Source organism: Labrys neptuniae, assembly GCF_040797145.1.
In the GTDB taxonomy this organism is placed as follows: domain Bacteria; phylum Pseudomonadota; class Alphaproteobacteria; order Rhizobiales; family Labraceae; genus Labrys; species Labrys neptuniae.
The window spans coordinates 1156421-1178261 of sequence record NZ_JBFNQD010000001.1 but is presented as its reverse complement, the minus strand read 5'-3'; the positions used below and the strand labels follow the sequence as shown (position 1 = coordinate 1178261).

Genomic DNA, 21841 nt, shown 5'->3' with positions numbered 1-21841 from the left:
CTCATGTCCCTTGTCGCCACGCTGATCTCCCATCCGGACCGTCCCGCCGTCGACGCGGCCGCTTTGTCGCGCGCGGTCGAGGCGCTGGCTGCACCGGGGAAGCCCAGCGTTCTGGCTCCCGGCGTGGCCATCGACATCGCCTGTGCAGCCGATGCGCCGATCGTCGAGATCGAGGCTCGTCTGCGCGAGGCTCTCGCGGGGACTACCGTCGATCTGGTGGTGCAGGAAGCCGAGGGGCGGCGCAAGCATCTTTTCCTCGCCGACATGGACTCCACCATGATCGGCCAGGAATGCATCGACGAGTTGGCCGATTTCGTCGGTGCCAAGGCGATGGTGGCCGAGATCACCGAGCGTGCCATGCGCGGCGAGATCGCCTTCGAACCGGCTCTGCGCGAACGCGTGGCCCTGCTGAAGGGATTGCCCGAGAGCATCGCCGACGAGGTCATCCGCGACCGCCTGACACTGACCTCGGGCGGGCCGGAACTGGTGCGCACCATGCGGGCGAACGGGGCTCATACGGCGCTCGTCTCGGGCGGCTTCACCTTGTTTACCGCCAAGATCGGCGCGATGGTCGGCTTCGATGAGCATCACTCCAATCTCCTGGTGGTCAGGGATGGTTACCTCACTGGCGAGGTCGCCGAGCCGATTCTCGGCAAGGAGGCCAAGCGCGCCAATCTCGAGCGCCTGAGGCAGGCGAGGGGCCTGGCAGCCTCCGATACGATGGCAGTGGGCGATGGCGCCAACGATCTCGCCATGCTGGGCGAAGCCGGCCTCGGCGTGGCCTATCGCGCCAAGCCCGCGGTCGCCGCGGCAGCCCGCATGCGGGTGGAACATGGCGACCTGACGGCGCTGCTTTATGCGCAGGGATATCACGGCGAGGATTTCGCACACTAGATATCGGGCACCAAGGACGAGACCACACCTATCGACGGGAAGCGGGAGCGCCAGATGAGCAAGAACGGTAGCCAGTACTTGTTGGATGTGCTGAAGGCTCGCTTCGATGCCAATATGAAGCGCCACAAGGGCTTCGAATGGGCCAAGGTGCAGGCGCGCCTGGAGGCCAATCCCGAGAAATTGCGCTCCCTCGGCGAAATGGAGCGGACGGGTGGCGAACCGGATGTGATCGGCGAGGATCCGGCAACCGGTGACTATGTCTTCTGCGATTGTGCGGCGGAAACACCCAAGGGCCGCAGGAGCCTCTGCTATGACCGCCAGGCGCTCGACGAGCGTAAGGAGCACAAGCCGGAGGGCAGTGCAGTCGACCTGGCCGCCGCCATCGGCGTCGATCTCCTCACGGAAGAACAATATCGCGCCTTGCAGGAGCTTGGGGAGTTCGACTTGAAAACCTCGAGCTGGGTGAAGACGCCGACCGAAATCAGGAAGAGAGGCGGAGCGCTGTTTTGCGATCGCCGCTACGACCATGTCTTCACCTACCACAACGGCGCATCCTCCTATTATGCCGTAAGGGGATTTCGAGGGCGCTTGAAGGTTTAACCCTGCGAGTGGCCGGATATCGTGGCCGGAGCGACAGCTCGGTCATGGTTTGGCAGGAAATCCGCGCTAGTCTTTCAAAGACTGGTGCACAATCTTTTTTGGGAGTCGCGGAATCGCATGCCGCGGCTAAGATCAGGCCATGCTCGACCGCACCCATAAGCCGCATCCCGAACAGGGTTACCTCGACCTCCTCGACCGCGTCTGGCGCGAGGGCACGCCGCGGGTCGACCGCACCGGCGTCGGCACGCGCGCTCTGTTCGGGCAGAGCCTGCGTATCGACCTGTCCGACGGCACGCTTCCCCTGCTCACCACCAAGCGGGTGTCCTGGAAGACGATCGTGCGCGAGTTGCTGTGGTTCCTCGACGGCGGCACCAATATCCGGCCGCTGCTGCAGAACAAGGTGACGATCTGGACCGATTGGCCGCTCGCCAAATATCGCAATGCAACCGGCGAGGCGATCAGCCAGGAGGATTTCGAGGCGCGGATCGTGGCCGACGAGGCCTTCGCCGAGCGCTGGGGCGACCTTGGCCCGGTCTATGGTGCGCAGTGGCGCCATTGGCCGCTCTTCGTGCCGACCGATGTCGAAGGCGAGGAGGGGCTCTATCGCCGGGACCCGAAAGGGATCGACCAGATCGCGCGGCTGGTGCACGACATCAAGCACAATCCGACCTCGCGACGGCTGATCTTCACCGGCTGGAACGTGGCCGAGCTCGACGGGATGGCGCTGCCACCCTGCCACACCACCTATCAATATTTCGTCGCCGACGGGAAGCTCTCCGGTCTGTTGCACCAGCGTTCCTGCGATGTCGGCCTCGGTGTGCCCTATAACCTCGTCACCGCTTCGCTGCTGATCCGCATGCTGGCCCAGCAATGCGACCTCGAGCCCGGCGAGTTCGTCTGGTTCGGCGGCGACGTGCATGTCTACCAGAACCATGGCGATCTCGTGCGTGAGCAGTTGAGCCGCACGCCCAAGCCCTGGCCCACGCTGCGCTTTGCCCGCAAGCCTGCCTCGATCCTCGACTACAGATTCGAGGATTTCATCGTGGAAGGCTACGAAGCCCATCCGGCGATCTCCGCGCCGATCGCGGTGTGAACGGCAAGCCATGAGCGTTCCCGTCATCATGGTCGCCGCGATGGCCCGCAACCGTGTCATCGGCGTCGACAACGGGCTGCCGTGGCATATGCGCTCGGATCTCAAGCAGTTCCGGGCCGCCACCATGGGCAAGCCCCTGATCATGGGTCGCAAGACCTATCAGTCGATCGGACGCCCCTTGCCGGGGCGGCGTACCATCGTGGTGACGCGCGACCCCTCGTTTCAGCCCGAGGGAGTGGACGTGGTTGATAGTCTGGAGGCGGCTCTCAGGCGCGGACAGCAGGTCGCGACCGAGATGAAGGCCGACGAAGTCGTCATCGCGGGCGGAGCCGCCATCTACGCCCAGGCCCTGCCACGGGCCAGCCGCCTGCTGCTCACCGAACTCGACCTGGAGGCGCAGGGTGACGCCGTCTTCCCCGCACTGCCGGCCGGAGAATGGCGCGAGGTATCGCGCACGCCCCACCCGCGCGGCGAGGGCGACGATGCCGGTTTCGAGGTGGTGGCGTGGGAGCGCATCTGAGTCTGCGACGTCACCGCCAACTTGAGTTGGGGTCTATGGCCGGAAATAACTGACGCTCTACCCCTGTCATGCCCGGCGATGACAAAGGTCGAGCTAGCTCGTTTCGTTCATGGACGGGTGAATCCTAGGTCTGCTGGTAGACGGCGACCACCTCATCGAAACGGCGCTGTTCGAGATCTTTTCGGCGCGTCAGGAAGTAGACGGTGCCTTCGCCCCAGGCGCCGGCGCTCCAATCGGCGAGGTCGAGCTGGAACAGCAGTACCCAATCATGGGCTGCCGCCATGACGGCGGAGCGTTCCTTCTTCCATTCGTCCGACGACAAATGCTGCTTGCCGAATTGCGAGACAATGACGGCATCGTAGCGGGGATCGTCCTGTTCCGGCTGCGGGCTGCCCAGGAGTTGCTGCCGGTGCCAGCGTCCTGCCGGCTTGAGCTTGCCGCCGGCGGTGAGCGCCTCGCCATAGGCCTCCTCGAAGCTCTGTCCGTTCTTGCCGCTTTGCGTTCCTTCGGCCGCCGAATAGGCGGCATTGAGTTTGGCCGATGCCTCCATCTCGATGGCACTGGGATCGGGCAGGCTCAGACTGGCACGCAGGGTCATGCCGCGTTCGGGGGCTTCATAGTTGCTGCCTTCCGCCTGCGATGGTTCAGGCAGTTTGTACTTGGCCCGGTTTTCAGCGGCGTCGCGGCGCGCCTTCTCAGCCGCCCGCGCCAGGTCTTCGGGCATGGCCAGCGTGGCGAGCTTGTTCCGCGGTGCCCGATCCCAGATCACCTTGGCCGGCCGCTTGCCGGTCTCCCATGGTCCGACGGCAAGATCGTAGAAGAACAGCAGGCGCCCGTCCGGGGGAAGGGGAGAGGCGGCATTGCCGAGGCTGGCGGCCTCCGCGAGATCGATCTGGGCGATGAAGGTGTAGGGCAGGCCTTGCGCCAGATGCCGCCGCATTTCTGCGCCAGCTTCCGCATTGCCTTGGCTGGCGATCGCCTCCGGATCGGCGGGTGCCGGCGGACGAGGCCAGGCCGAGCCTGCGGGCAGGTCCGGCCGGCCACCGAATTTGGTGTCGCCGACCACGATCCGTTTGCCGGGCGCCACCTCAAAGACCAGGGTCGGCACCAGCGCCTCGACCAGCATCTCAATGCGCGGCGTGTCGAAATAGGCCTGCAAGGCCAGCCTTGCATCCTCGGGGCTGTCGAACATCATGTTTCTCTCTTGATCGGGGCTTGCCGCTGCGGGCGAGGCGGAGGACGGCAATGAAAGACTAGCTTTGCCAGATGTTGCGCAACAATTGCCAATTTCTGCAAATCAGCGCTTGACCGCCCGAATGCCAACCCTTACAACCCCGTAACTTTCGAAAATTGGGAGCGCGATCTTGCGCAACATCCTTATCGTAGGTTTGGCGTTGTCGGTGGAGCGGGGTTAGCCCGAATCTCCTACGATGACGCACATGGGCCCCTCGAGGGCCTTTTTTATTGCCCGAAACACAAGCGAACGATATTCGAAGCTCGAAAAAGCCAAGGAAAAAGGCGATGTCGACGAAGCAAATGACCGGCGCGGAAATGGTGGTGCAAGCCATGATCGACCAGGGTGTGGACACCTTGTTCGGCTATCCCGGCGGTGCGGTCCTGCCGATTTATGACGCAATCTTCCAGCAGGAACAGCTTCGTCACATTCTCGTCCGGCACGAGCAGGCCGCCGTCCATGCCGCCGAGGGTTATGCGCGTTCCACCGGCAAGGTGGGCTGCGTGCTGGTGACCTCCGGCCCCGGCGCCACCAATGCCGTGACCGGCCTGACCGACGCCCTGATGGATTCGATCCCGCTGGTGTGCATCACCGGCCAGGTGCCGACCCATCTGATCGGTTCGGACGCCTTCCAGGAGGCCGACACCATCGGCATCACGCGCCATTGCACCAAGCACAATTACCTGGTGAAGCGCATCGAGGACCTGCCGCGCATCCTGCATGAGGCTTTCCTGATCGCCGCAAGCGGCCGTCCCGGCCCGGTGTTGATCGACATCCCCAAGGACGTGCAGTTCAAGGTGGGTGAATATTTCAAGCCGACCGACAACATCCACAAGACCTATCGCCCGCGCCTGGAAGGCGACCAGGACAAGATCAAGGCAGCGGTGGCCTTGATCGCCGGCGCCAAGAAGCCGGTGTTCTATACCGGCGGCGGCGTGGTCAATGCCGGCCCGCGGGCCACGGCGCTGCTGCGCGAATTCGCCAAGCTCACCGGCTACCCGGTGACCTCGACCCTGATGGGCCTGGGCGCCTTCCCGGCGGCGGATCCGCAATGGCTCGGCATGCTGGGGATGCACGGCACCTACGAAGCCAATCTGGCCATGCATGATTGCGACGTGTTGATCAATATCGGTGCCCGCTTCGATGACCGTATCACCGGGCGCATCGATGCGTTCTCACCGCACAGCCGCAAGATCCACGTGGATATCGATCCCTCCTCGATCAACAAGAACGTCAAGGTCGATATCGGCATTGTCGGCGACAGCGCCCATGTGCTGGAGCAGATGCTGGCGGCCTGGCGCGAATTGAAGCCGACGGTCGACAAGGCGGCCTTGGCAAGCTGGTGGGATGAGATCGCCGCCTGGCGCGGCCGCAAGTCGCTGGCCTATCGCGGTTCGGACGAGACGATCAAGCCGCAATATGCCATCGAGCGCCTCTACCAGCTCACCAAGGATCGCGACGTCTACATCACCACCGAGGTCGGCCAACATCAGATGTGGGCGGCCCAGCATTTCCATTTCCAGGATCCCAACCGCTGGATGACCTCGGGGGGCCTCGGCACCATGGGCTACGGCTTCCCGGCCGCGATCGGCGTGCAGCTCGCCCATCCGGATGCACTGGTGATCGACATCGCCGGCGAGGCCTCGATCCAGATGATGCTGCAGGAGATGTCGACGGCGGTGCAGTATCGCCTGCCGGTGAAGATCTTCATCCTCAACAACGAATATATGGGCATGGTGCGCCAGTGGCAGGAACTCCTGCATGGCGGACGCTATTCGGAAAGCTATTCGGCGGCCTTGCCCGATTTCGTCAAGCTGGCGGAAGCCTATGGCGGGGTCGGCATCCGCTGCACCAAGCCGGGCGATCTCGACGCTGCGATCAAGGAAATGATCGACACGCCGCATCCGGTCATCTTCGACTGCCATGTCGACAAGTCGGAGAACTGCTTCCCGATGATTCCGTCGGGCAAGGCACATAACGAGATGATCCTGGGCGACGCGGCCATCGACATCGGCAGCGTGATCGACGCCAAGGGCAAGCAACTGGTGTGATGATTTTCCTGGGACCGCCGGCATCTTGCCGGCTCTTGGAACCATCGGGTTCGAAGAAAAAGAAAGAGCCGGCAAGATGCCGGCGGTCCCAGGAGCGCTCCACCGCCCCACATCCATCTGGAACCCCCAATGACCGGATCCGCCTATTTCATGGCCTCGACGGCCGAGACGATCGTGACCCACACCCTCGTGGTGGAGGTCGACAACGAGCCGGGTGTCCTAGCCCGCGTCGTCGGCCTGTTCTCGGGTCGTGGCTACAACATCGAAAGCCTGACGGTGTCGGAGACCCAGCATGCCGAGCACGTCTCGCGCATCACCGTGGTCACCACCGGCACCGCCAGCGTGATCGAGCAGATCAAGGCGCAGCTCGACCGCCTCGTTCCCGTCCATAAGGTCGTCGACCTCACCTTGACCGGCAAGGCCCTTGAACGGGAGCTCATGCTGATCAAGGTGCGCGGCAAGGGCGAGGCGCGCAGCGAGGCCTTGCGCATCGCCGATGCCTTCCGGGCCCGGGTGATCGACGCCACCGTCGAGAGCTTCGTGTTCGAACTGACCGGCAAGGGCGAGAAGCTCGACCAGTTCATCGAGCTGATGCGCCCGATCGGCCTCGTCGAGGTCTCGCGTACCGGCATCGCGGCGATCGCCCGCGGCCCGGAGCCGCTCTAGAACGAAGCGCTCTAGGCCCTTCTTTCCATGCGCCAACAGGGCGATGGGCGCAAGAAATGAAGCCCATCGCGCTTTTTCTCATCACAAACATTGCTTCAAACCCGATGTCGGGCTATTCGCCCGCATCATTTCCCCATCATGAACTGTCTGAAGGACAAGGGACCATGCGCGTTTACTATGATCGCGACGCCGATCTGAACCTGATCAAGACCAAGAAGGTGGTGATCGTCGGCTACGGCTCGCAGGGCCGTGCCCATGCGATGAACCTCAAGGATTCGGGCGTCAAGGAGATCGCGATCGCGTTGCGCCCGGGCTCGACCACCGCCAAGAAGGTGGAAGCCGACGGCCTCAAGGTCATGACCGTGCCGGACGCTGCCAAGTGGGGCGACCTCCTGATGATGGCCACCCCCGACGAACTGCAGGCCGACATCTATCGCGACGAAATTGCTCCCCATATCAAGGACGGCGCCGCGATCGCCTTCGCCCACGGCCTCAACGTGCATTTCGGCCTGATCGAGCCGAAGAAGACCGTCGACGTCATCATGATCGCGCCCAAGGGCCCGGGCCACACCGTGCGCGGCGAATATGAGAAGGGCGGCGGCGTGCCCTGCCTGATCGCCATCCATCACGATGCCTCTGGCAACGCCCATGACATCGCGCTCTCCTATGCCTGCGGCGTGGGCGGCGGCCGTTCGGGTGTGATCGAGACCAACTTCAAGGAAGAATGCGAAACCGACCTGTTCGGCGAGCAGGCCGTGCTCTGCGGCGGCCTGGTCGAGCTGATCCGTGCCGGCTTCGAGACGCTGGTAGAAGCCGGCTACGCGCCCGAAATGGCTTATTTCGAGTGCCTGCACGAAGTGAAGCTGATCGTCGACCTCATCTATGAGGGCGGCATCGCCAACATGAACTACTCGATCTCCAACACGGCCGAGTGGGGCGAATATGTCACCGGTCCGCGCATCATCACCGACGAGACCAAGGCCGAGATGAAGCGCGTCCTCAAGGACATCCAGACCGGCAAGTTCACCTCCGACTGGATGCAGGAATATCGCTCCGGCGCCTCGCGCTTCAAGGGTATTCGCCGCCTGAACGACGCTCACCAGATCGAAGTGGTCGGCGAGAAGCTGCGCGGTATGATGCCCTGGATCAGCAAGGGCAAGCTGGTCGACAAGGCCCGCAACTAAGCTTTCGGAAGTATTGTTTTCCGAATACTGAAGTGTAGCAATCCTGTCTCCCGGTTCATTTGAATCGGGAGACGGTCTGGACAGTGTCGTCATCACACTGTCAAATGTCATACCAAACCGCTTAAACGGAGATATTGGGTATGACGATCGAATCATCGGCCGGGATTCTCGTTTCTGATCGCAAGCGACGGCACGCCATTGTTGCGGCGACCATCGGCAACGGCCTGGAATGGTTCGACTTCACCGTCTACGGTTTCTTCGCAGCCCTGATCTCGCGGCAGTTCTTTCCCAAGGAAGATCCGCTGACCGCCATCCTTCTGACCGTCACGGTCTATGGCGTCGGTTTCTGCATGCGACCGGTCGGCGCCATCGTCCTCGGTGTCTATGCCGATCGTCATGGCCGCAAGGCCGCCCTCACCATCACCATCCTGACCATGGCGCTCGGCACGGCCTTGCTCGGCTTTGCGCCGACCTATGCGCAGGCCGGCGTGTTCGGAGCGGTGGTGCTGATGCTGGCCCGCCTGATCCAGGGTTTTTCGGCCGGCGGCGAAGTCGGCAGCGCCACTTCCTATCTGGTCGAATATGCCAGGCCTGCCGAGCGAGGCCTGGCGGCGAGCTGGCAGCAGACCAGCCAGGCGCTCGCGGTGGTGCTGGGTGGGTTGTGCGGCGTCGCCATCACCCAGTTTCTGCCGCAGGAAGCGGTGGAGAGCTGGGGCTGGCGCGTGCCGTTCTGGTTCGGCCTGCTGATCGGGCCGGTGGGGCTCTATATCCGGGCCCGCCTCGACGAGACGCCGGTCTTCTCGGCCGAGACCACGCGCAAGAGCGCGAGCCCCTTGTTCGAGACGCTGAGTGCCCATGGCCGCGGCGTCGCCTCCGGTTTCGGCGTCACCATCCTGTGGACCGTCTGCACCTATGTGCTGCTGTTCTACATGCCGCTCTATGTCGAGAAGTTCCTGAAGATCCCGGCCAAGGACGCTTTCATCTCCACCACGCTCGGCGGCATCGTGCTGATGCTGGGTTGCCCTATCGCCGGCCGGCTGTCGGACCGCATCGGCCGCAAGACCCTCCTGCTCATGGCGGCCATCGCCATCGGTGTCCTGGTGATTCCGTTGTTTGCCTGGCTTAGCGCCAATCCGACCCTGCCGGTGCTCATCGTGGTGCAGGTCATACTCGGCCTCTTGCTCGCCGCCTTCACTGGACCCGCTCCGGCGTTGCTGGCCGAACAATTCCCGGCCGCCTTGCGCTCGACCGGCCTGTCGCTTGCCTATAATTTCGCCGTGGCCCTGTTCGGCGGCTTCGCCGCCTTGATCGTGACGCTGCTGATCGAGAAGACCGGGCTCACCATCGCGCCCTCCTTCTATGTGGCGGCGGCGGCGCTCGTCAGCGTCCTGACCCTGGCCACCATGCGCGATCGCACGGGGCAGGCGATCGACTGAGGCGAAAAGATCTCTTGCCCGTAGCCGCAGGAAGGGCTCCGATTTGTCCTTGCCGGGTCAAGCCCGGCGAGGACAAAGGTCGTGCAAACTCGAAGGCGCTTAGGCGAGCCGCATTGCCCCGGCTTTAATGCTTTAGCAGCACTCCCGTTCATTGAGTGATAAGATATTGATTCTTATGGATTAATTCCAAATTGATGTTGCCATTTCCTTAAGGTTGCGGTGCAATCATGCTGTCTCCAATCACCATGGAGGTGACGGAAATGGTGTCTGTTGCGTTTCGGCGTCAGTTGGAAGGGTACGGTCTCACCACGGCCAATATTCTCTATCGTCTGCCGGATCATCCGGCGTTGCTGCAGGCCTATGTCTGGCAGGAATATGATCTGGCTCCGGCCTTTCCGGAATTGCACAGGTTCCTGGCCTTCTGGCGCGACAAGCTCGAAGGTGCCCTGCATTCGGTGACCGTGTCGCACAGCGGACTGATAAAGCCTGCCGAGCTGCGTGCGGTCGGACAGGAGTTCCGCATCCACTGAGACGCTGGCGCCGCCTGCAAATCACGGTATAACGCCTCCCAATCGTGCGGAGGCCCCGTGGACAAATATCTCAATGCCGCCAAGCGGCTGATTTCGCATCTGGCCGATCAGCTGCAGGCCGACCTTGCTGTCGAATTGTGGAACGGCGAGGTCGTGCCGCTCGGCCCGAAGGCCCGCACGGATCTGCGCCTCAAGATCGCGGACGCCGATGCGATCACCCGGCTGGTGCGGCGGCCGCACGCGCTGTTCGACCAGCTCATCCAGCTCTTGGCGGATGGCAGCCTCACCATTGAGGGCGGCACGCTTCTGGATGTCGCTGAACGGCGCGGAAGCATGAACACCAAGGGCCTGTTCAAGCGCCTGAGCAAGTTGCAGCTCGCCCGTGGCCTGTGGCCCTTCGTCACCCGTTCCCTGCCCAAGCAGGGTGCCGGTGAAAAACATGATTTCGCCGGCAAGATCGAGGACAAGGTCGAGAAGGGCCGGGACGACAAGCCGCTCGTCCAGTTCCATTACGACCTGTCGAACGAGTTCTACGGCCTCTTTCTGGGACCGACCATGGCCTATACCTGCGCCTATTGGCCGAGGCCCGAAACCACGCTCGACGAAGCGCAGACGGCGAAGTTCGACATGATCTGCCGCAAGCTGCGGCTGCAGCCGGGCGACCGCTTCCTCGACATCGGCTCGGGTTGGGCTGGACTGATCTGCCATGCCGCCCAGCACTATGGCGTCACGGCGCACGGCGTGACCCTGGCCCAGGAGCAGTTCGATTTCGCCCAGGAGCGCATCGCCCGCCTCGGCCTCCAGGACCGCGTCACCGTCGAGCTCAAGGATTATCGCGACCTGACCGGCAGCTACGACAAGGTCTCCTCCATCGGCATGTTCGAACATGTCGGGCTCGACAATCACGAAGCCTATTTCCGGAAGATCCATAGCCTGCTGCGGCCGCGTGGGCTCTATTTGCACCATGCCATTGCCCGGCCAGCCAAGCGCGACATGAAGAAATTCCGCAAGAAGCGGCCGGAATTTGCGGCGCTGACCCGCTACATCTTCCCGGGTGGCGAGCTCGACACCGTCGGCATGTCGTCCAACGGCCTGGAGGGCAATGGCTTCGAGGTGCACGACGTCGAGGCCTGGCGTGAGCACTATGCACGCACCACCAAGGCCTGGGCCGAAAATCTCTATGCAAGGCGCGACCAGGCTGCGGCTGAGGTGGGCGAGGCCAAGACCCGGATCTGGCTGCTCTACCTCGCCGGCTGCTCGCTGGCCTTCGAGCGGTCCGCGGTCGGCATCTTCCAGACATTGGCCTCCCGCAAGGCGAAGGGCCCCTCCGGCCTGCCGCCGACGCGCGAGGATCTTTACCGCTGAGGGATCGTCCACAATAGACGAAGCGGATTGGCTCTACCTTTGTCATTGCCGGGCTTGACCCGGCGATCCAGCCTTCCTTGCGGGCATTGAAGTCGGGACCGCTGGATGCCCGGGTCAAGCCCGGGCATGACAAAGACGGCGCTTCACGTGCTTGTCGACACCTCCGAGCCGGTCAGGACGGAGAAACCAAACCGGCCAGCTCCGCCGGCGCGCGCCAGGAGAAGGGGCCGGTCTTCAGGCCCGCGAGGGTCTTGACCATTTCGGAGCGCAGCCAGGGTAGTCGGCCCATCGGGCCGAAGGCGAGGTTCCGCACCGGTCCTGTCAGCCGCGAATGCGACTGGAAGAACTGGGTCAGCACGGTGCTGGCCATCTGGTAGAAGCGGATGTGGCCACGGCGCTGCGCCACGAAAGCGGGCAGGGCGTCATCGATATCCCGGTGCAGGCTGAGAGCGTCCGCAAGGGCAGCCGCATCCAACAGCGCCATGTTGGCGCCCTGGCCGAGCTGCGGGCTGGTCTGGTGCCAGGCATCGCCGATCAGGACGAGGCGCCCTTTAACCGGATCGGCAACGGTCAATTGGGCATAGCGCGCCGGCGTCAGCTGCTCGTGCCGGGTGAATTGCCGCGTCAGCGCCGCTGTTTCCGGCCAGATCGCGGTGACCTCGGCCCGCCAGGCGGCGAGATCGGTCTCGCTCCAGCGATCGAGATCCTCGACCGGCATGCTCCAGAAGAAGGCATTGAGCGGGGTGGGATCATGGGGCAGGCGTCCCACCGGCAGCACGCCGATCATGAAGCGCGCCGTTCGGTAACGCTGCTGCAGGGCGTCGCGGCCGAAGCCGGTATCCCCGGCCACGCCCCAGACCGCGCCATGCCGATAAGGCCGCCGCTGCGGTGCGCCGAGCCTGTCGCGCAGGCTTGAGCGGGCGCCGCCGGCATCGACCACCAGATCGAAGGGGCCATGTCGCCGTCCGGCCGAGTCCTCGAGCACGGGCCGGTTCTCGATGCTCTCGATGCCGGTGATGTCGGCTGATTGCTCCAGGGCAATGCCGCGCGCTTCGGCCGCCGCCATCAGCAAATGGAACAGGCTGGCCCTGTGAATGCCGATCCCGTGGAGCCCGGGGAGCAGCTCGTCATAACGCCGATCGAAGATCAGGGGCCCCGTCGGGCCGCAGCGTCCGTACAGGCGCTCGATTCGGCTGCCCAGGGCGGAGGCACCCTCGCGCAGGTCGAGGCGATCGAGCACGGCCAAGCCCGTCGGCTGCAGCAAAAGCCCGGCGCCCACCGGTTTGGCCTGCTCGAAGCGCTCGAACACCACCACGCGGTGGCCTGCATCGGCGAGACAGGAGGCTGACGCCAGACCGGCGACGCCCGCGCCGACGATGGCAATGGAAAGCTTGACCATGCCCATGACCGTACTGTGGCCGAATGGGTCTTGCCACCGGGCTGCGGTACCGGTCCACAGCGCTCGCCAGCTTGAAGAAACTATCCGGTCAAAAGAATAGCGGTTGTCAATTGTCGGAACAAACATAAGATGGTGTCAGCGCAGCGGATTCAACCGCCTGCGCCAGGCTCGCAAAGAGCCGCATCGGTGCTGTGCGCCGAAAGCAATATGCCGGAGCGCTTTGCGATTTGGTGGAATCGCCGGGAATCGCAAGGACGCGTCGAAACAAAGGGTGAGAGCAAACAAGCGTTCTGAACACGCTTTGCTCGAGGGAGGAAATGGATGCCTAAGGACAGGACGCCGCATACGCGGCGCGATTTTATTCGTTCTGCTTCGTTCTCCGCCGGCGCTGCCGCGGCCCTATTCGGGGGATTCGGCCTCGATCCGGCCTTTGCCGCCGAGGCCGCGAAGGTGGCCGGCCGCTCCGAAAAGCCGCTCAAGGCGGCCTTCTCCAACGCGGGCCTGCAGGCGACTTGGTGCGCCCAGGGCAAGGAAGCCGCCGAATATTGGGGCAAACTCTTCAATGTCGAGGTCACCTGGTTTGACGGCCAGCTCGATGCGGTCAAGCAGCGCGCCGCCATCGACAACATGGCCTCCCAGAAATGGGACTTCGTCGCCATCCAGGCCTTCGGCATCGGCACGCTAACCCAGCCCGTGCAGAAGATGATCGATGCCGGCATTCCCGTGATCGACATGGACACGCTGATCGCACCGCTCGACAAGATCAACGTGCACAGCTTCCTCGCCCCGAACAACGAGTTCATGGGCGCGTCGGTCACGCAGGCCCTGTGCAACGCTATTGGCGGCAAGGGCAAGATCATCATGACCCAGGGCGCCCTCGGCCACACCGGTGCCCAGGGCCGCGCCAGGGGCTTCGAAAGCGTGGTGAAGCAGTTCCCCAACATCGAGGTGTTGGATACGCAGCCCGCCGACTGGGACGTCACCAAGGCAGCCCGCCTATGGGAGACCTACCTGACCAAATATCCGCAGATCGATGCGGCCTTCTTCCACAATGACGACATGGCGCTCGCCGCCTACAACATCATGAAGGCGCGCAACCGTACCGACATCAAGATCGGCGGCGTCGATGCCATGCCGCCAGCCATTTCGGCCGTTGCGGACGGACGCATGTTCGCCACCGTGCGCAACCCGTCCTGCCGCATCCATGGCGGGGCGATCGTCGCCGGTGTCGCGGCCGTGGTCGGTGGCGAGAAGACCGGCGAAGGCGGCATTCCCAAGAATGTCGTCACCGACGGTCCCGTCGTCACCAAGGACAATGCGGCCGGCATGCTCTGGATGGAAAAGCACTATCTGATCTGAGGTCGGCGTGCCGGTTTGAACGAACAAGCCGGAAGAATGGTGGGAACCTCCACTTTTTGTCATCACCGGGCTCGTCCCGGTGATCCAGGGCCACGGACCCATCGGGTTGCGGTATCTGGATGCCCGGGACGAGCCCGGGCATGACAAAAGTGGCGTTTCTCCCGAATTGGCCGCGACTTTTCGATTCCAGTCCGAAACCAAGCACACCACGGCTTTCCGAGAGGCATGATGGCGCCAGACGACAAGCAATCGACGGCCGATGCGCCTCCGCGCCTGAAGATGACCGACATCTTCAAGTCCTTTGGTGGCGTGGCGGCCCTTAAGGGCGTGGATTTCACGCTGCGGGCCGGTGAGATCCACGGCCTGGTCGGCGAGAACGGGGCGGGCAAGTCGACGATGATGAAGATCATCGCCGGGGTGCACACCGAATATCAGGGCAGCCTGGAGATCGATGGCAGGCAGGTGCATTTCCGCTCCGCCCATGACTCCCTCGCCGCCGGCATCTCCATGGTCCATCAGGAACTCTCGATCGTTCCCGATCTTACCGTCGCCGAGAATGTCTATCTCGGCAAGCAACCGCTCAATGCTCTCGGCCTAGTCGACTGGCCGGCCATGGTGAAGGGCGCGCGCGAGCAGTTGCGCAATCTCGGCATCGACGTCGATCCGCGCATGCGCATCGGGGCGTTGCCGATCGGCCTGCAGCAATTGATCGAACTCGCCCGCGTGCTGTTCTCAGGCGCGCGCATCATCATCCTCGACGAGCCGACATCGGCGCTTTCGCCGCCGGAGGTGCAGCGGCTGTTCGAGGTGCTGCGCAAGGTGCGGGCCGACGGCCGCAGCATCGTCTTCATCTCGCATTTCCTCGACGACATCCTGAGCATTTCCGATGCGGTGACGATCTTCCGCAACGGCCGCCACGTCATCTCCCATTCGACCGAGGGCATCGACAAGAACTGGCTGATCGAACACATGATCGGCCGAGGCCATGAGGGGCTGGAGGAAAGCTATTCGGGGTCGATCGCCTTGCCGGCAAGACCGGAAGGCGCGCCCGTGCTGGCGACGCAGGGCCTCAGCTATGGGCGGGCCTTTGCCGACGTGACGCTCGACGTTCGTGCGGGCGAAGTGCTCGGTGTCTATGGCTTCATGGGCTGCGGCCAGCTCGAATTCGCCCGCGCGCTGTTCGGCAAGCTCAAGCCGGCCCAGGGGCATATCGAGCTGGAGGGCAAGGCCAGGACCCTGCGCAATACGGCGCAGGCGCGCGAGGCGGGTATCGCCTTCGTGCCGGAGAGCCGACGCTCGATGCTGTTCCATCATCAGCCGCTCTATCGCAACATCTCGATCAGCATTCTCGAGAAGATCTCGCGGCTCTGGCTGAAGCCGGGCGTGGAGCGCAAGACCGCGCAGGGACATATCGAGGCCCTGCATATCCGCCCGCCCATGGTGAACGCCCTGCTTGGCTCGCTCTCGGGCGGCAACCAGCAGAAGGTTGCCCTCGCCAAATGGCTGACCCACATGCCCAAGGTCCTGATCCTGTCGGAGCCGACCCGCGGCATGGATGTCGGCGCCAAGGACGATGTGGTGAAGATCGTGCGCGACCTGCGCGACAAGGGGCTCGCGGTGATCGTGGTTTCGGCGGAGCCTGAGACCGTGCTCTCGCTGGCCGATCGGGTCGTGGTGATGAAGAAGGGACGGATCGTGCGCGAGTTCGCAGCCGAGACGATCTCGAAGGACAAATTGCTGGAAGCGGCCTGACGGAGTGTCAGCCTCCGGCTGACATTTCTTTGGCTTGTCGGCCGGAGGCTGGCACTCCAGATCGGTTAGGAGTTTTGAGGAATGAGCACACCGGTTCAGGATGGCAGCCAGGCGCAGTTTGCACGCCAAGGCCTTGGCGCGATCTTGCGCAACCAGATGCGCAACATCGCGCCTTTCGCCACCTTGCTGGCGTTGGTGATTTTCTTTGCAGTGGCGAGCCCTTCCTTCCTCTCGCTCGACAATCTGGCCAATATCCTGGTGCAGATCTCGGTGACGGGCATCATCGCCGTCGGGCTGACTTTCGTGATCCTGTGCGGGGAGATCGATCTGTCGGTCGCCTCGGTCGCCAACGTCACAGGCGTGGCGGTGGCGTTCTTCACGGCGCAGGAATCCTATGTGAACATCGCCAACGCCAATTTCATCATGCCCGGCGGCGTGGCGATCGTGCTGGCCTTGGTGGCCTGCGCGGCGCTGGGGCTGGTGAACGCCTTCGGCTTGACGCGGATCGGCATTCCCTCCTTCATCATGACGCTGGCGATGATGCAGATCGCCGACGGTATCTGTGCGCTGCTGCTGCGGGGCCAGATCGCCTATGCGGTGCCGGACCTGGTCTCGACACTGGGCTCGGGCAGCGTCGGCGGTCTGCCCTGGATCGTCATCGTGCTGGCGGTCTTCCTCGGCGTTGGCCATATCGTGCTGACCTATACGCGCTTTGGCCGCTACATCTACATGGTGGGCGGCAACCGCGAGGCAGCGGAATTCTCGGGCATCAACGTCAAGATGATCCTGGCCAGCGTGATGGTAATCGCGGCTCTATGCTCGGGTGTGGCGGGCATGGTGGGCGTCGCCCATTTCGGCAGCGCACAGCAGAACGAGTTCACCGGCTATCTGCTCGATGCCATCGCGGCCGTCGTGGTCGGAGGTACCAGCCTGTTCGGCGGGCGCGGCGGCATCGGCAACACCATCGTCGGTCTGTGCGTGCTCGGTGTGCTCAACAATGGCCTCGATCATGTCGAGATCGACAGCTTCCTCAAGATCCTGATCCGCGGCATCATTCTGTTGATCGCACTGATCATCAATGTGTACGCACAGCGCCTGCGCGATGAGAGCGCCACGGCAGGATAGAGGATTTCCGAATAGCACAGTAATTCCATCATGGCCCGCTATTTGCGGGCCATGTCCTATTATATTGTCTCTAGGGTAGATCTGTGGGCAATTCGGATATTCGGGGTTCAAGATCGAGAGAAATAGGATATAGGTAACGGTGGGGGCGCTTCAGAGACTGTCCCCTGACCGGAGCGTCCCAGGATGATGCGGACGCTGTTCGCATCGTGCGCTGCTCCTCATGCGGCACGGACACGCTCCTCAATCCATCCATCGAAAAAGCACTGGAGGTACCATGCAGAAGATGTTCTATCCGCTGGTATTCGCCTGCCTCATCGTGACGGGGTGTGTCTCTAACCAGCAAGATCCGATGGCGGATCCGCAGGCGGCCGGCATGACAGCACCGCCGACGCCCGGCATGGCGACGCCACAGGCGCCCGGCATGGCGAATCCGGCCTCGACCTATTGTGCGCAGCAGGGCGGCAGGTCCATCCCCGTGCAGTCGGCGAGAGGCCAGCGTGCCGATTGCCAGCTGCCGGATGGCCGGCGCGTCGACGAATGGAAGCTCTATCGCAGCGCCAACCGGCAGCCGCAGGCGACCCTGCCTCAGTAAGGGCGGTCTTTCCTGGCTTCAGCAAGAAAGAAGCCGGCCTCAGGGCCGGCTTCCTTTTTGTGGCAAGCAAGTTGCCGATCAGCGCTTGAGGATGCGGTTCACACCGGAAGTCACAGCCTTGAGGGCTGATTTGGTGGTGTCCTTGTCGATGCCGACGCCGAACAAGGTGGAGCCGTCGGCAATGCGCAATTCGACATAGGACACGGCCGCCGCATTGGCACCCGAACCCATGGCGTGCTCGCGATAATTGGCGACATCGAAGTCGAGACCGCTCTCGGCCCGCATCGCAGCTACGAAGGCATCGATCGGGCCGTTGCCGACACCGGTGATGGTCTTTTCGACACCTTCATCGCGAATGCGCGCGGTGATGGTTCGCTCCTCGCTCTCCGTGTCGCCGACGATCTGGTGAGAGAGGAAAGCGTAGCGCCCATTGTCGATATATTCGCGGGTGAAGGCATCCCACAGCCGGTCGGCGCCGAGCTCGACGCCTTCGCCGTCTGCGATGCCCTGCACCACCTTCGAGAATTCGACCTGCAGCAGGCGCGGCAATTCGATGCCGTGTTCCTTTTCCAGGATATAGGCGATGCCGCCCTTGCCGGATTGCGAATTGATGCGGATCACCGCCTCATAGGAACGGCCGAGATCCTTCGGGTCGATCGGCAGATAGGGCACTTCCCACACCGGCGAGGTCGCCGTCTCGATTGCCTTGAAGCCCTTGTTGATCGCGTCCTGGTGCGAGCCGGAGAAGGCTGTGAACACCAACTCGCCGGCATAGGGATGGCGCGGGTGGATCGGCAGCTGGTTGCAATGCTCGGCCACGCGCACCAGGCCGTTGACGTCGGAGATGTCGACCTGAGGATCGACGCCCGACATGATCAGGTTGCCCGCCAGGATGACGAGGTCGACATTGCCGGTGCGCTCGCCATTGCCGAACAGCGTGCCCTCGACACGGTCCGCCCCGGCCATCAGGCCGAGCTCGGTCGCCGCCACGCCGGTGCCGCGGTCATTGTGCGGATGCAGCGAGATGATGACGCTGTCGCGATTCTTGATGTTGCGCGACATCCATTCGATCTGGTCGGCATAGACGTTGGGCGTCGACATTTCGACCGTGAGCGGCAGATTCAGGATCAGCTTATTGTCGGGGGTGGGCTGGTAGACGTCCATCACCGCCTCGCAGATCTCCTTGGAGAAGTCGAGTTCGGTGCCCATGAAGCTCTCGGGCGAATATTGGTGGCGGATATTCGCCTCCATGCCCAGTTCCTTGGTGAGCTGCATGATCAGCTTGGCGCCGTTGACGGCGATGTCGCGGATGCCGGCGCGGTCCTGGCGGAAGACGATGCGGCGCTGCAGCTCGGAGGTCGAGTTGTAGAGATGCACGATGGCGCATTTCACGCCTTTCAGGCTCTCGAAGGTGCGGCGGATCAATTCCTCGCGCGCCTGCGTCAGCACCTGGATGGCAACACCGTCGGGAATGCGGCCCGTCTCGATCAGGAAGCGAACGAAATCGAAATCGGTCTGCGAGGCCGAGGGAAAGCCGACCTCGATCTCCTTGAAGCCCATGCCGACGAGCGTGTCCCACATGCGCAATTTGCGCTCGTGGCCCATCGGCTCGATCAGCGCCTGGTTGCCGTCGCGCAAATCGACGGCGCACCAAGTCGGCGCCTGCGTAATGGCACGGGAGGGCCATTGGCGGTCCGGCAGGTCGATCGGCGGCCACGGCTTGTATTTGGCGGCGACGTCAACCTTGGGAGCGGAAAACTGAGAAACCTTGCCTGCATATGTCATGTCGAAAACTCTTAGCCAAAGAAAGGGGCGGCGAGGCTAGTCGACCGCGATCGTATTCCCCTGAGCGCCCAGGCTGAAGCCCGGCCGGCCCTCAGGGGCGGCTAAGGAGGAGGCCGGAAAGGAGGGCGAGCGCGAGCGCCGGCGCCGGATGCGCAAGCGTCTCGAATTTGGCGGGCGATATCGCCACGGCTCGATCCCTTTCCTGTGATGGCCCGGAGCCATCAGGTGCAAGGGCTTGTACAGTGCTGTGATGGAGGGGGCAAGGGGAAATGCCGCGACGGGCACGACGCCAAAATGCCTTTGCGGTGGAGAGGTGGATGCAAGGACTTGAGAGCGACGCGCTTGCCTGCGATCACAGGACATCAACCAATGGACCTACCCGATGCGCTTCCTGATCTGTCTCGCCCTGCTGGCGATCTCGTCATCGTCGGCCCTGGCCGCTTCCTGCTCCGAGCGCATTGCCTTCGTGCAGCGCGTCATCGACGGTGACGTGAAGACCGGTTTTGCCGACAAGAAGGTGCATGATGCGATGAGCAAGGATCTGGCCGATGCGGGCCAGGCCTGCCGGGGCGGCGACGACGCCAAGGCCCAGGCGCTGATTTCCTCGACGCAGCGCCGCCACGGCTACCCCGTTCGCTAAGGCGTGTCGTCAGGTATCGAGCCGATGCGCCAGATAGGCGCATTGGAAGGCCGGCATGCGATCGGCGCGGATGTCGGCCGGTGACGCAACGACATGCATGCGCTCGAGTTCCGGCCTCTCGTCTTCGGCCAGGAAGCGCTCGATCCCGTCCTTGAGCTCGACCGAAGACAGGGGCGATCGCACCGATTTCATCAGAGCGATGCGCGGGCCGTGGAAGACAGCGGTCCAGCCGGAAGCGATTTCGACGTCGGCCGTGGTGACCCCGGTCTCCTCCTCCAGTTCGCGGGTCACGCTGCCGGCGAGATTGACGATATCGCCATCGAGGTCGGAGGGGTCCGGGGTGCCGGCCGCGAAATAGATCGCTCCGGCATTGGAGGTATGCTCGGCCATCTCGCCGAGCAGGAAGGCGCCGTCGGCGGCCTCGAGCGCGGCCATGGCGAAACAGTTCCACCGGGCCTCGCCCGGCATGCCGAAATCCCGCCAGGCCAGGAAGCTGGCATAATCGGTCATCAGATAGGCGCCGCTGAACCGGCGTCCCATGATCTGCCAGCGATGCAGCAGCAGGATCTTGCCATTGAAGCTCGCCGGCTTGGCCTCGATCACCTTCTGCCAATGCGCTCTTATCGCTTCGGCATTCTCCTCGGCGAACCGCCAGGGCCGTTGCTCCAGGCGGCAATCGATGGCGTCGAGCTCGACGATCTCCGGCTCAGACATGCAGGCTTCCCTCGCTGACGATCACGGCTGCGCCGCCGATCGAGGCTCCGGCCTGACGCGTGCCCTTGATGGTCATGGTGAGGTCGATCAGGGAAGGACGGCCCATTTCGAAGCCCTGCTCGATGCGGAAATGCCGAGTGCCGTCGGCGAGATCATCGAAACGGGCAATCACGCCGGTGAGCCCGGCCACGGCCGACCCGGTGGCGGGGTCCTCGGGGATGCCATCGCCGGGCGAGAACATGCGGGCGTGGAAGCTCGATCCGGCCTGGGCGGTCTGGCGCGTATAGGCATAGGCCGCGCCAAGGCCCTCCTGGCCGAAAGCCTCCGTCCACAGGCTGGTATTGATGCGGATGTGTCCCATGGCTTCCAGCGACCGGACAGGCACGAACGTATAGGGGAAACCCGTGCCGAACACGGTGGGATGGTGGTTCTCGAAACCGATCTGATGTTCACCCAGGCCGAGCGCTTCGGCGATCAGGTTCGTGGCTGCCGGTGCGCCACGCTCGGTCGGCAGGGCCGGAATGTCGAACCGGGCATAGGCGCTGCCATCCTTGAGCGAGACCGCACAGGGCACGATTCCGATCTGCTCCTCCAGCCCGAACAGATAGTCACCCGGCTTGCGGTCATGGTCGAGCAGTGCCAGGAGCACGGCCGTGCCAACGGTAGGGTGCCCGGCGAAGGGCATTTCGAGGCCCGGCGTGAAGATGCGGATGCGGGCTCGATGACGGCCGTCGTCCGGTGGCAGGACGAAGACAGTCTCCGACAGGTTGAATTCGCGTGCGATCTGCTGCATCGCGGTGGCATCAAGTCCCTCGCTATCGAGCACCACCGCCAGAGGGTTACCGGCCAGGGCACGGTCGGCGAAGACATCGAGCGTATAGAAACGACGGGGCATCAGAAGG

The 21841-nt window shown here is 63.4% G+C and carries 20 protein-coding genes; 15 read left to right on the top strand and 5 right to left on the bottom strand.

From position 1 onward, the window contains the following. Positions 1–3 precede the first annotated feature (3 nt). The 4 genes from serB to ABXS05_RS05625 all read left to right on the top strand — a co-directional run bounded on the left by serB (position 4) and on the right by ABXS05_RS05625 (position 3107). A complete protein-coding gene (gene serB, locus ABXS05_RS05640; protein ID WP_367623206.1) occupies positions 4–894 on the top strand; it encodes a phosphoserine phosphatase SerB in 891 nt (296 codons plus the stop codon). Between the two features lie 54 nt (positions 895–948). Next, positions 949–1494 carry a DUF4256 domain-containing protein gene (locus ABXS05_RS05635; RefSeq protein ID WP_367623205.1) on the top strand — a complete coding sequence of 182 codons (546 nt, stop codon included), beginning with the start codon at positions 949–951 and terminating at the stop codon, positions 1492–1494. Between the two features lie 139 nt (positions 1495–1633). Continuing rightward, complete coding sequence (locus tag ABXS05_RS05630) at positions 1634–2587, top strand: thymidylate synthase (protein ID WP_367623204.1); 954 nt, start codon at positions 1634–1636, stop codon at positions 2585–2587. 10 nt (positions 2588–2597) lie between these two features. After that, entirely contained in the window at positions 2598–3107 is a 510-nt protein-coding gene (locus tag ABXS05_RS05625; protein WP_367623203.1) for a dihydrofolate reductase, read from the top strand. Between the two features lie 124 nt (positions 3108–3231). On the opposite strand, the gene ABXS05_RS05620 is transcribed toward ABXS05_RS05625, so the two are convergent. Continuing rightward, entirely contained in the window at positions 3232–4302 is a 1071-nt protein-coding gene (locus ABXS05_RS05620) for a DUF1963 domain-containing protein (RefSeq protein WP_367623202.1), read from the bottom strand. A gap of 326 nt (positions 4303–4628) precedes the next feature. Here ABXS05_RS05620 and ABXS05_RS05615 point away from each other — a divergent pair, with 326 nt between their 5' ends. The 6 genes from ABXS05_RS05615 to ABXS05_RS05590 all read left to right on the top strand — a co-directional run bounded on the left by ABXS05_RS05615 (position 4629) and on the right by ABXS05_RS05590 (position 11573). After that, positions 4629–6392 (top strand): acetolactate synthase 3 large subunit, encoded by a 1764-nt coding sequence (locus ABXS05_RS05615; RefSeq protein WP_311941560.1) that lies wholly within the window; start codon positions 4629–4631, stop codon positions 6390–6392. Between the two features lie 129 nt (positions 6393–6521). Continuing rightward, complete coding sequence (gene ilvN / locus ABXS05_RS05610) at positions 6522–7058, top strand: acetolactate synthase small subunit (RefSeq protein ID WP_202908416.1); 537 nt, start codon at positions 6522–6524, stop codon at positions 7056–7058. A gap of 164 nt (positions 7059–7222) precedes the next feature. Next, a complete protein-coding gene (gene ilvC / locus ABXS05_RS05605) occupies positions 7223–8242 on the top strand; it encodes a ketol-acid reductoisomerase (RefSeq protein ID WP_311941555.1) in 1020 nt (339 codons plus the stop codon). A 140-nt stretch (positions 8243–8382) separates the two neighbouring features. After that, the gene (locus tag ABXS05_RS05600) at positions 8383–9678 is read left to right on the top strand and encodes an MFS transporter (protein ID WP_311941552.1); all 1296 of its coding nucleotides are present in this window, start codon (positions 8383–8385) and stop codon (positions 9676–9678) included. 260 nt (positions 9679–9938) lie between these two features. Continuing rightward, complete coding sequence (locus tag ABXS05_RS05595) at positions 9939–10208, top strand: usg protein (RefSeq protein ID WP_311942019.1); 270 nt, start codon at positions 9939–9941, stop codon at positions 10206–10208. A gap of 57 nt (positions 10209–10265) precedes the next feature. Continuing rightward, a complete protein-coding gene (locus tag ABXS05_RS05590; protein WP_367623201.1) occupies positions 10266–11573 on the top strand; it encodes a class I SAM-dependent methyltransferase in 1308 nt (435 codons plus the stop codon). A gap of 172 nt (positions 11574–11745) precedes the next feature. On the opposite strand, the gene ABXS05_RS05585 is transcribed toward ABXS05_RS05590, so the two are convergent. Then, complete coding sequence (locus tag ABXS05_RS05585) at positions 11746–12972, bottom strand: FAD-dependent oxidoreductase (RefSeq protein ID WP_367623200.1); 1227 nt, start codon at positions 12970–12972, stop codon at positions 11746–11748. A 321-nt stretch (positions 12973–13293) separates the two neighbouring features. On the opposite strand from ABXS05_RS05585, the gene ABXS05_RS05580 reads away from it, so the two are divergent. The 4 genes from ABXS05_RS05580 (at position 13294) to ABXS05_RS05565 (ending at position 17800) form a co-directional block, all read left to right on the top strand. Beyond that, a complete protein-coding gene (locus ABXS05_RS05580) occupies positions 13294–14331 on the top strand; it encodes a sugar ABC transporter substrate-binding protein (protein WP_149251383.1) in 1038 nt (345 codons plus the stop codon). 228 nt (positions 14332–14559) lie between these two features. Next, on the top strand, positions 14560–16083 hold the full coding sequence (locus ABXS05_RS05575) for a sugar ABC transporter ATP-binding protein (protein WP_367623199.1): 1524 nt from the start codon (positions 14560–14562) through the stop codon (positions 16081–16083). A gap of 81 nt (positions 16084–16164) precedes the next feature. Then, on the top strand, positions 16165–17208 hold the full coding sequence (locus tag ABXS05_RS05570; protein ID WP_367623198.1) for an ABC transporter permease: 1044 nt from the start codon (positions 16165–16167) through the stop codon (positions 17206–17208). A gap of 274 nt (positions 17209–17482) precedes the next feature. Then, positions 17483–17800 carry a putative hemolysin gene (locus tag ABXS05_RS05565; protein ID WP_311941533.1) on the top strand — a complete coding sequence of 106 codons (318 nt, stop codon included), beginning with the start codon at positions 17483–17485 and terminating at the stop codon, positions 17798–17800. A 78-nt stretch (positions 17801–17878) separates the two neighbouring features. On the opposite strand, the gene leuA is transcribed toward ABXS05_RS05565, so the two are convergent. Beyond that, a complete protein-coding gene (gene leuA / locus ABXS05_RS05560) occupies positions 17879–19585 on the bottom strand; it encodes a 2-isopropylmalate synthase (RefSeq protein WP_311945020.1) in 1707 nt (568 codons plus the stop codon). Positions 19586–19967: 382 nt separating this feature from the next. On the opposite strand from leuA, the gene ABXS05_RS05555 reads away from it, so the two are divergent. After that, positions 19968–20225 carry a hypothetical protein gene (locus tag ABXS05_RS05555; protein WP_367623197.1) on the top strand — a complete coding sequence of 86 codons (258 nt, stop codon included), beginning with the start codon at positions 19968–19970 and terminating at the stop codon, positions 20223–20225. A 9-nt stretch (positions 20226–20234) separates the two neighbouring features. Here ABXS05_RS05555 and ABXS05_RS05550 read toward each other — a convergent pair whose 3' ends face one another. After that, complete coding sequence (locus ABXS05_RS05550; protein WP_367623196.1) at positions 20235–20939, bottom strand: NUDIX hydrolase; 705 nt, start codon at positions 20937–20939, stop codon at positions 20235–20237. Next, positions 20932–21834, bottom strand: a complete 903-nt coding sequence (locus tag ABXS05_RS05545; protein ID WP_367623195.1) for a PhzF family phenazine biosynthesis protein — start codon at positions 21832–21834, stop codon at positions 20932–20934. Before ABXS05_RS05545 ends, ABXS05_RS05550 begins: the two co-directional genes overlap by 8 nt. Between the last annotated feature and the right edge of the window lie 7 nt (positions 21835–21841).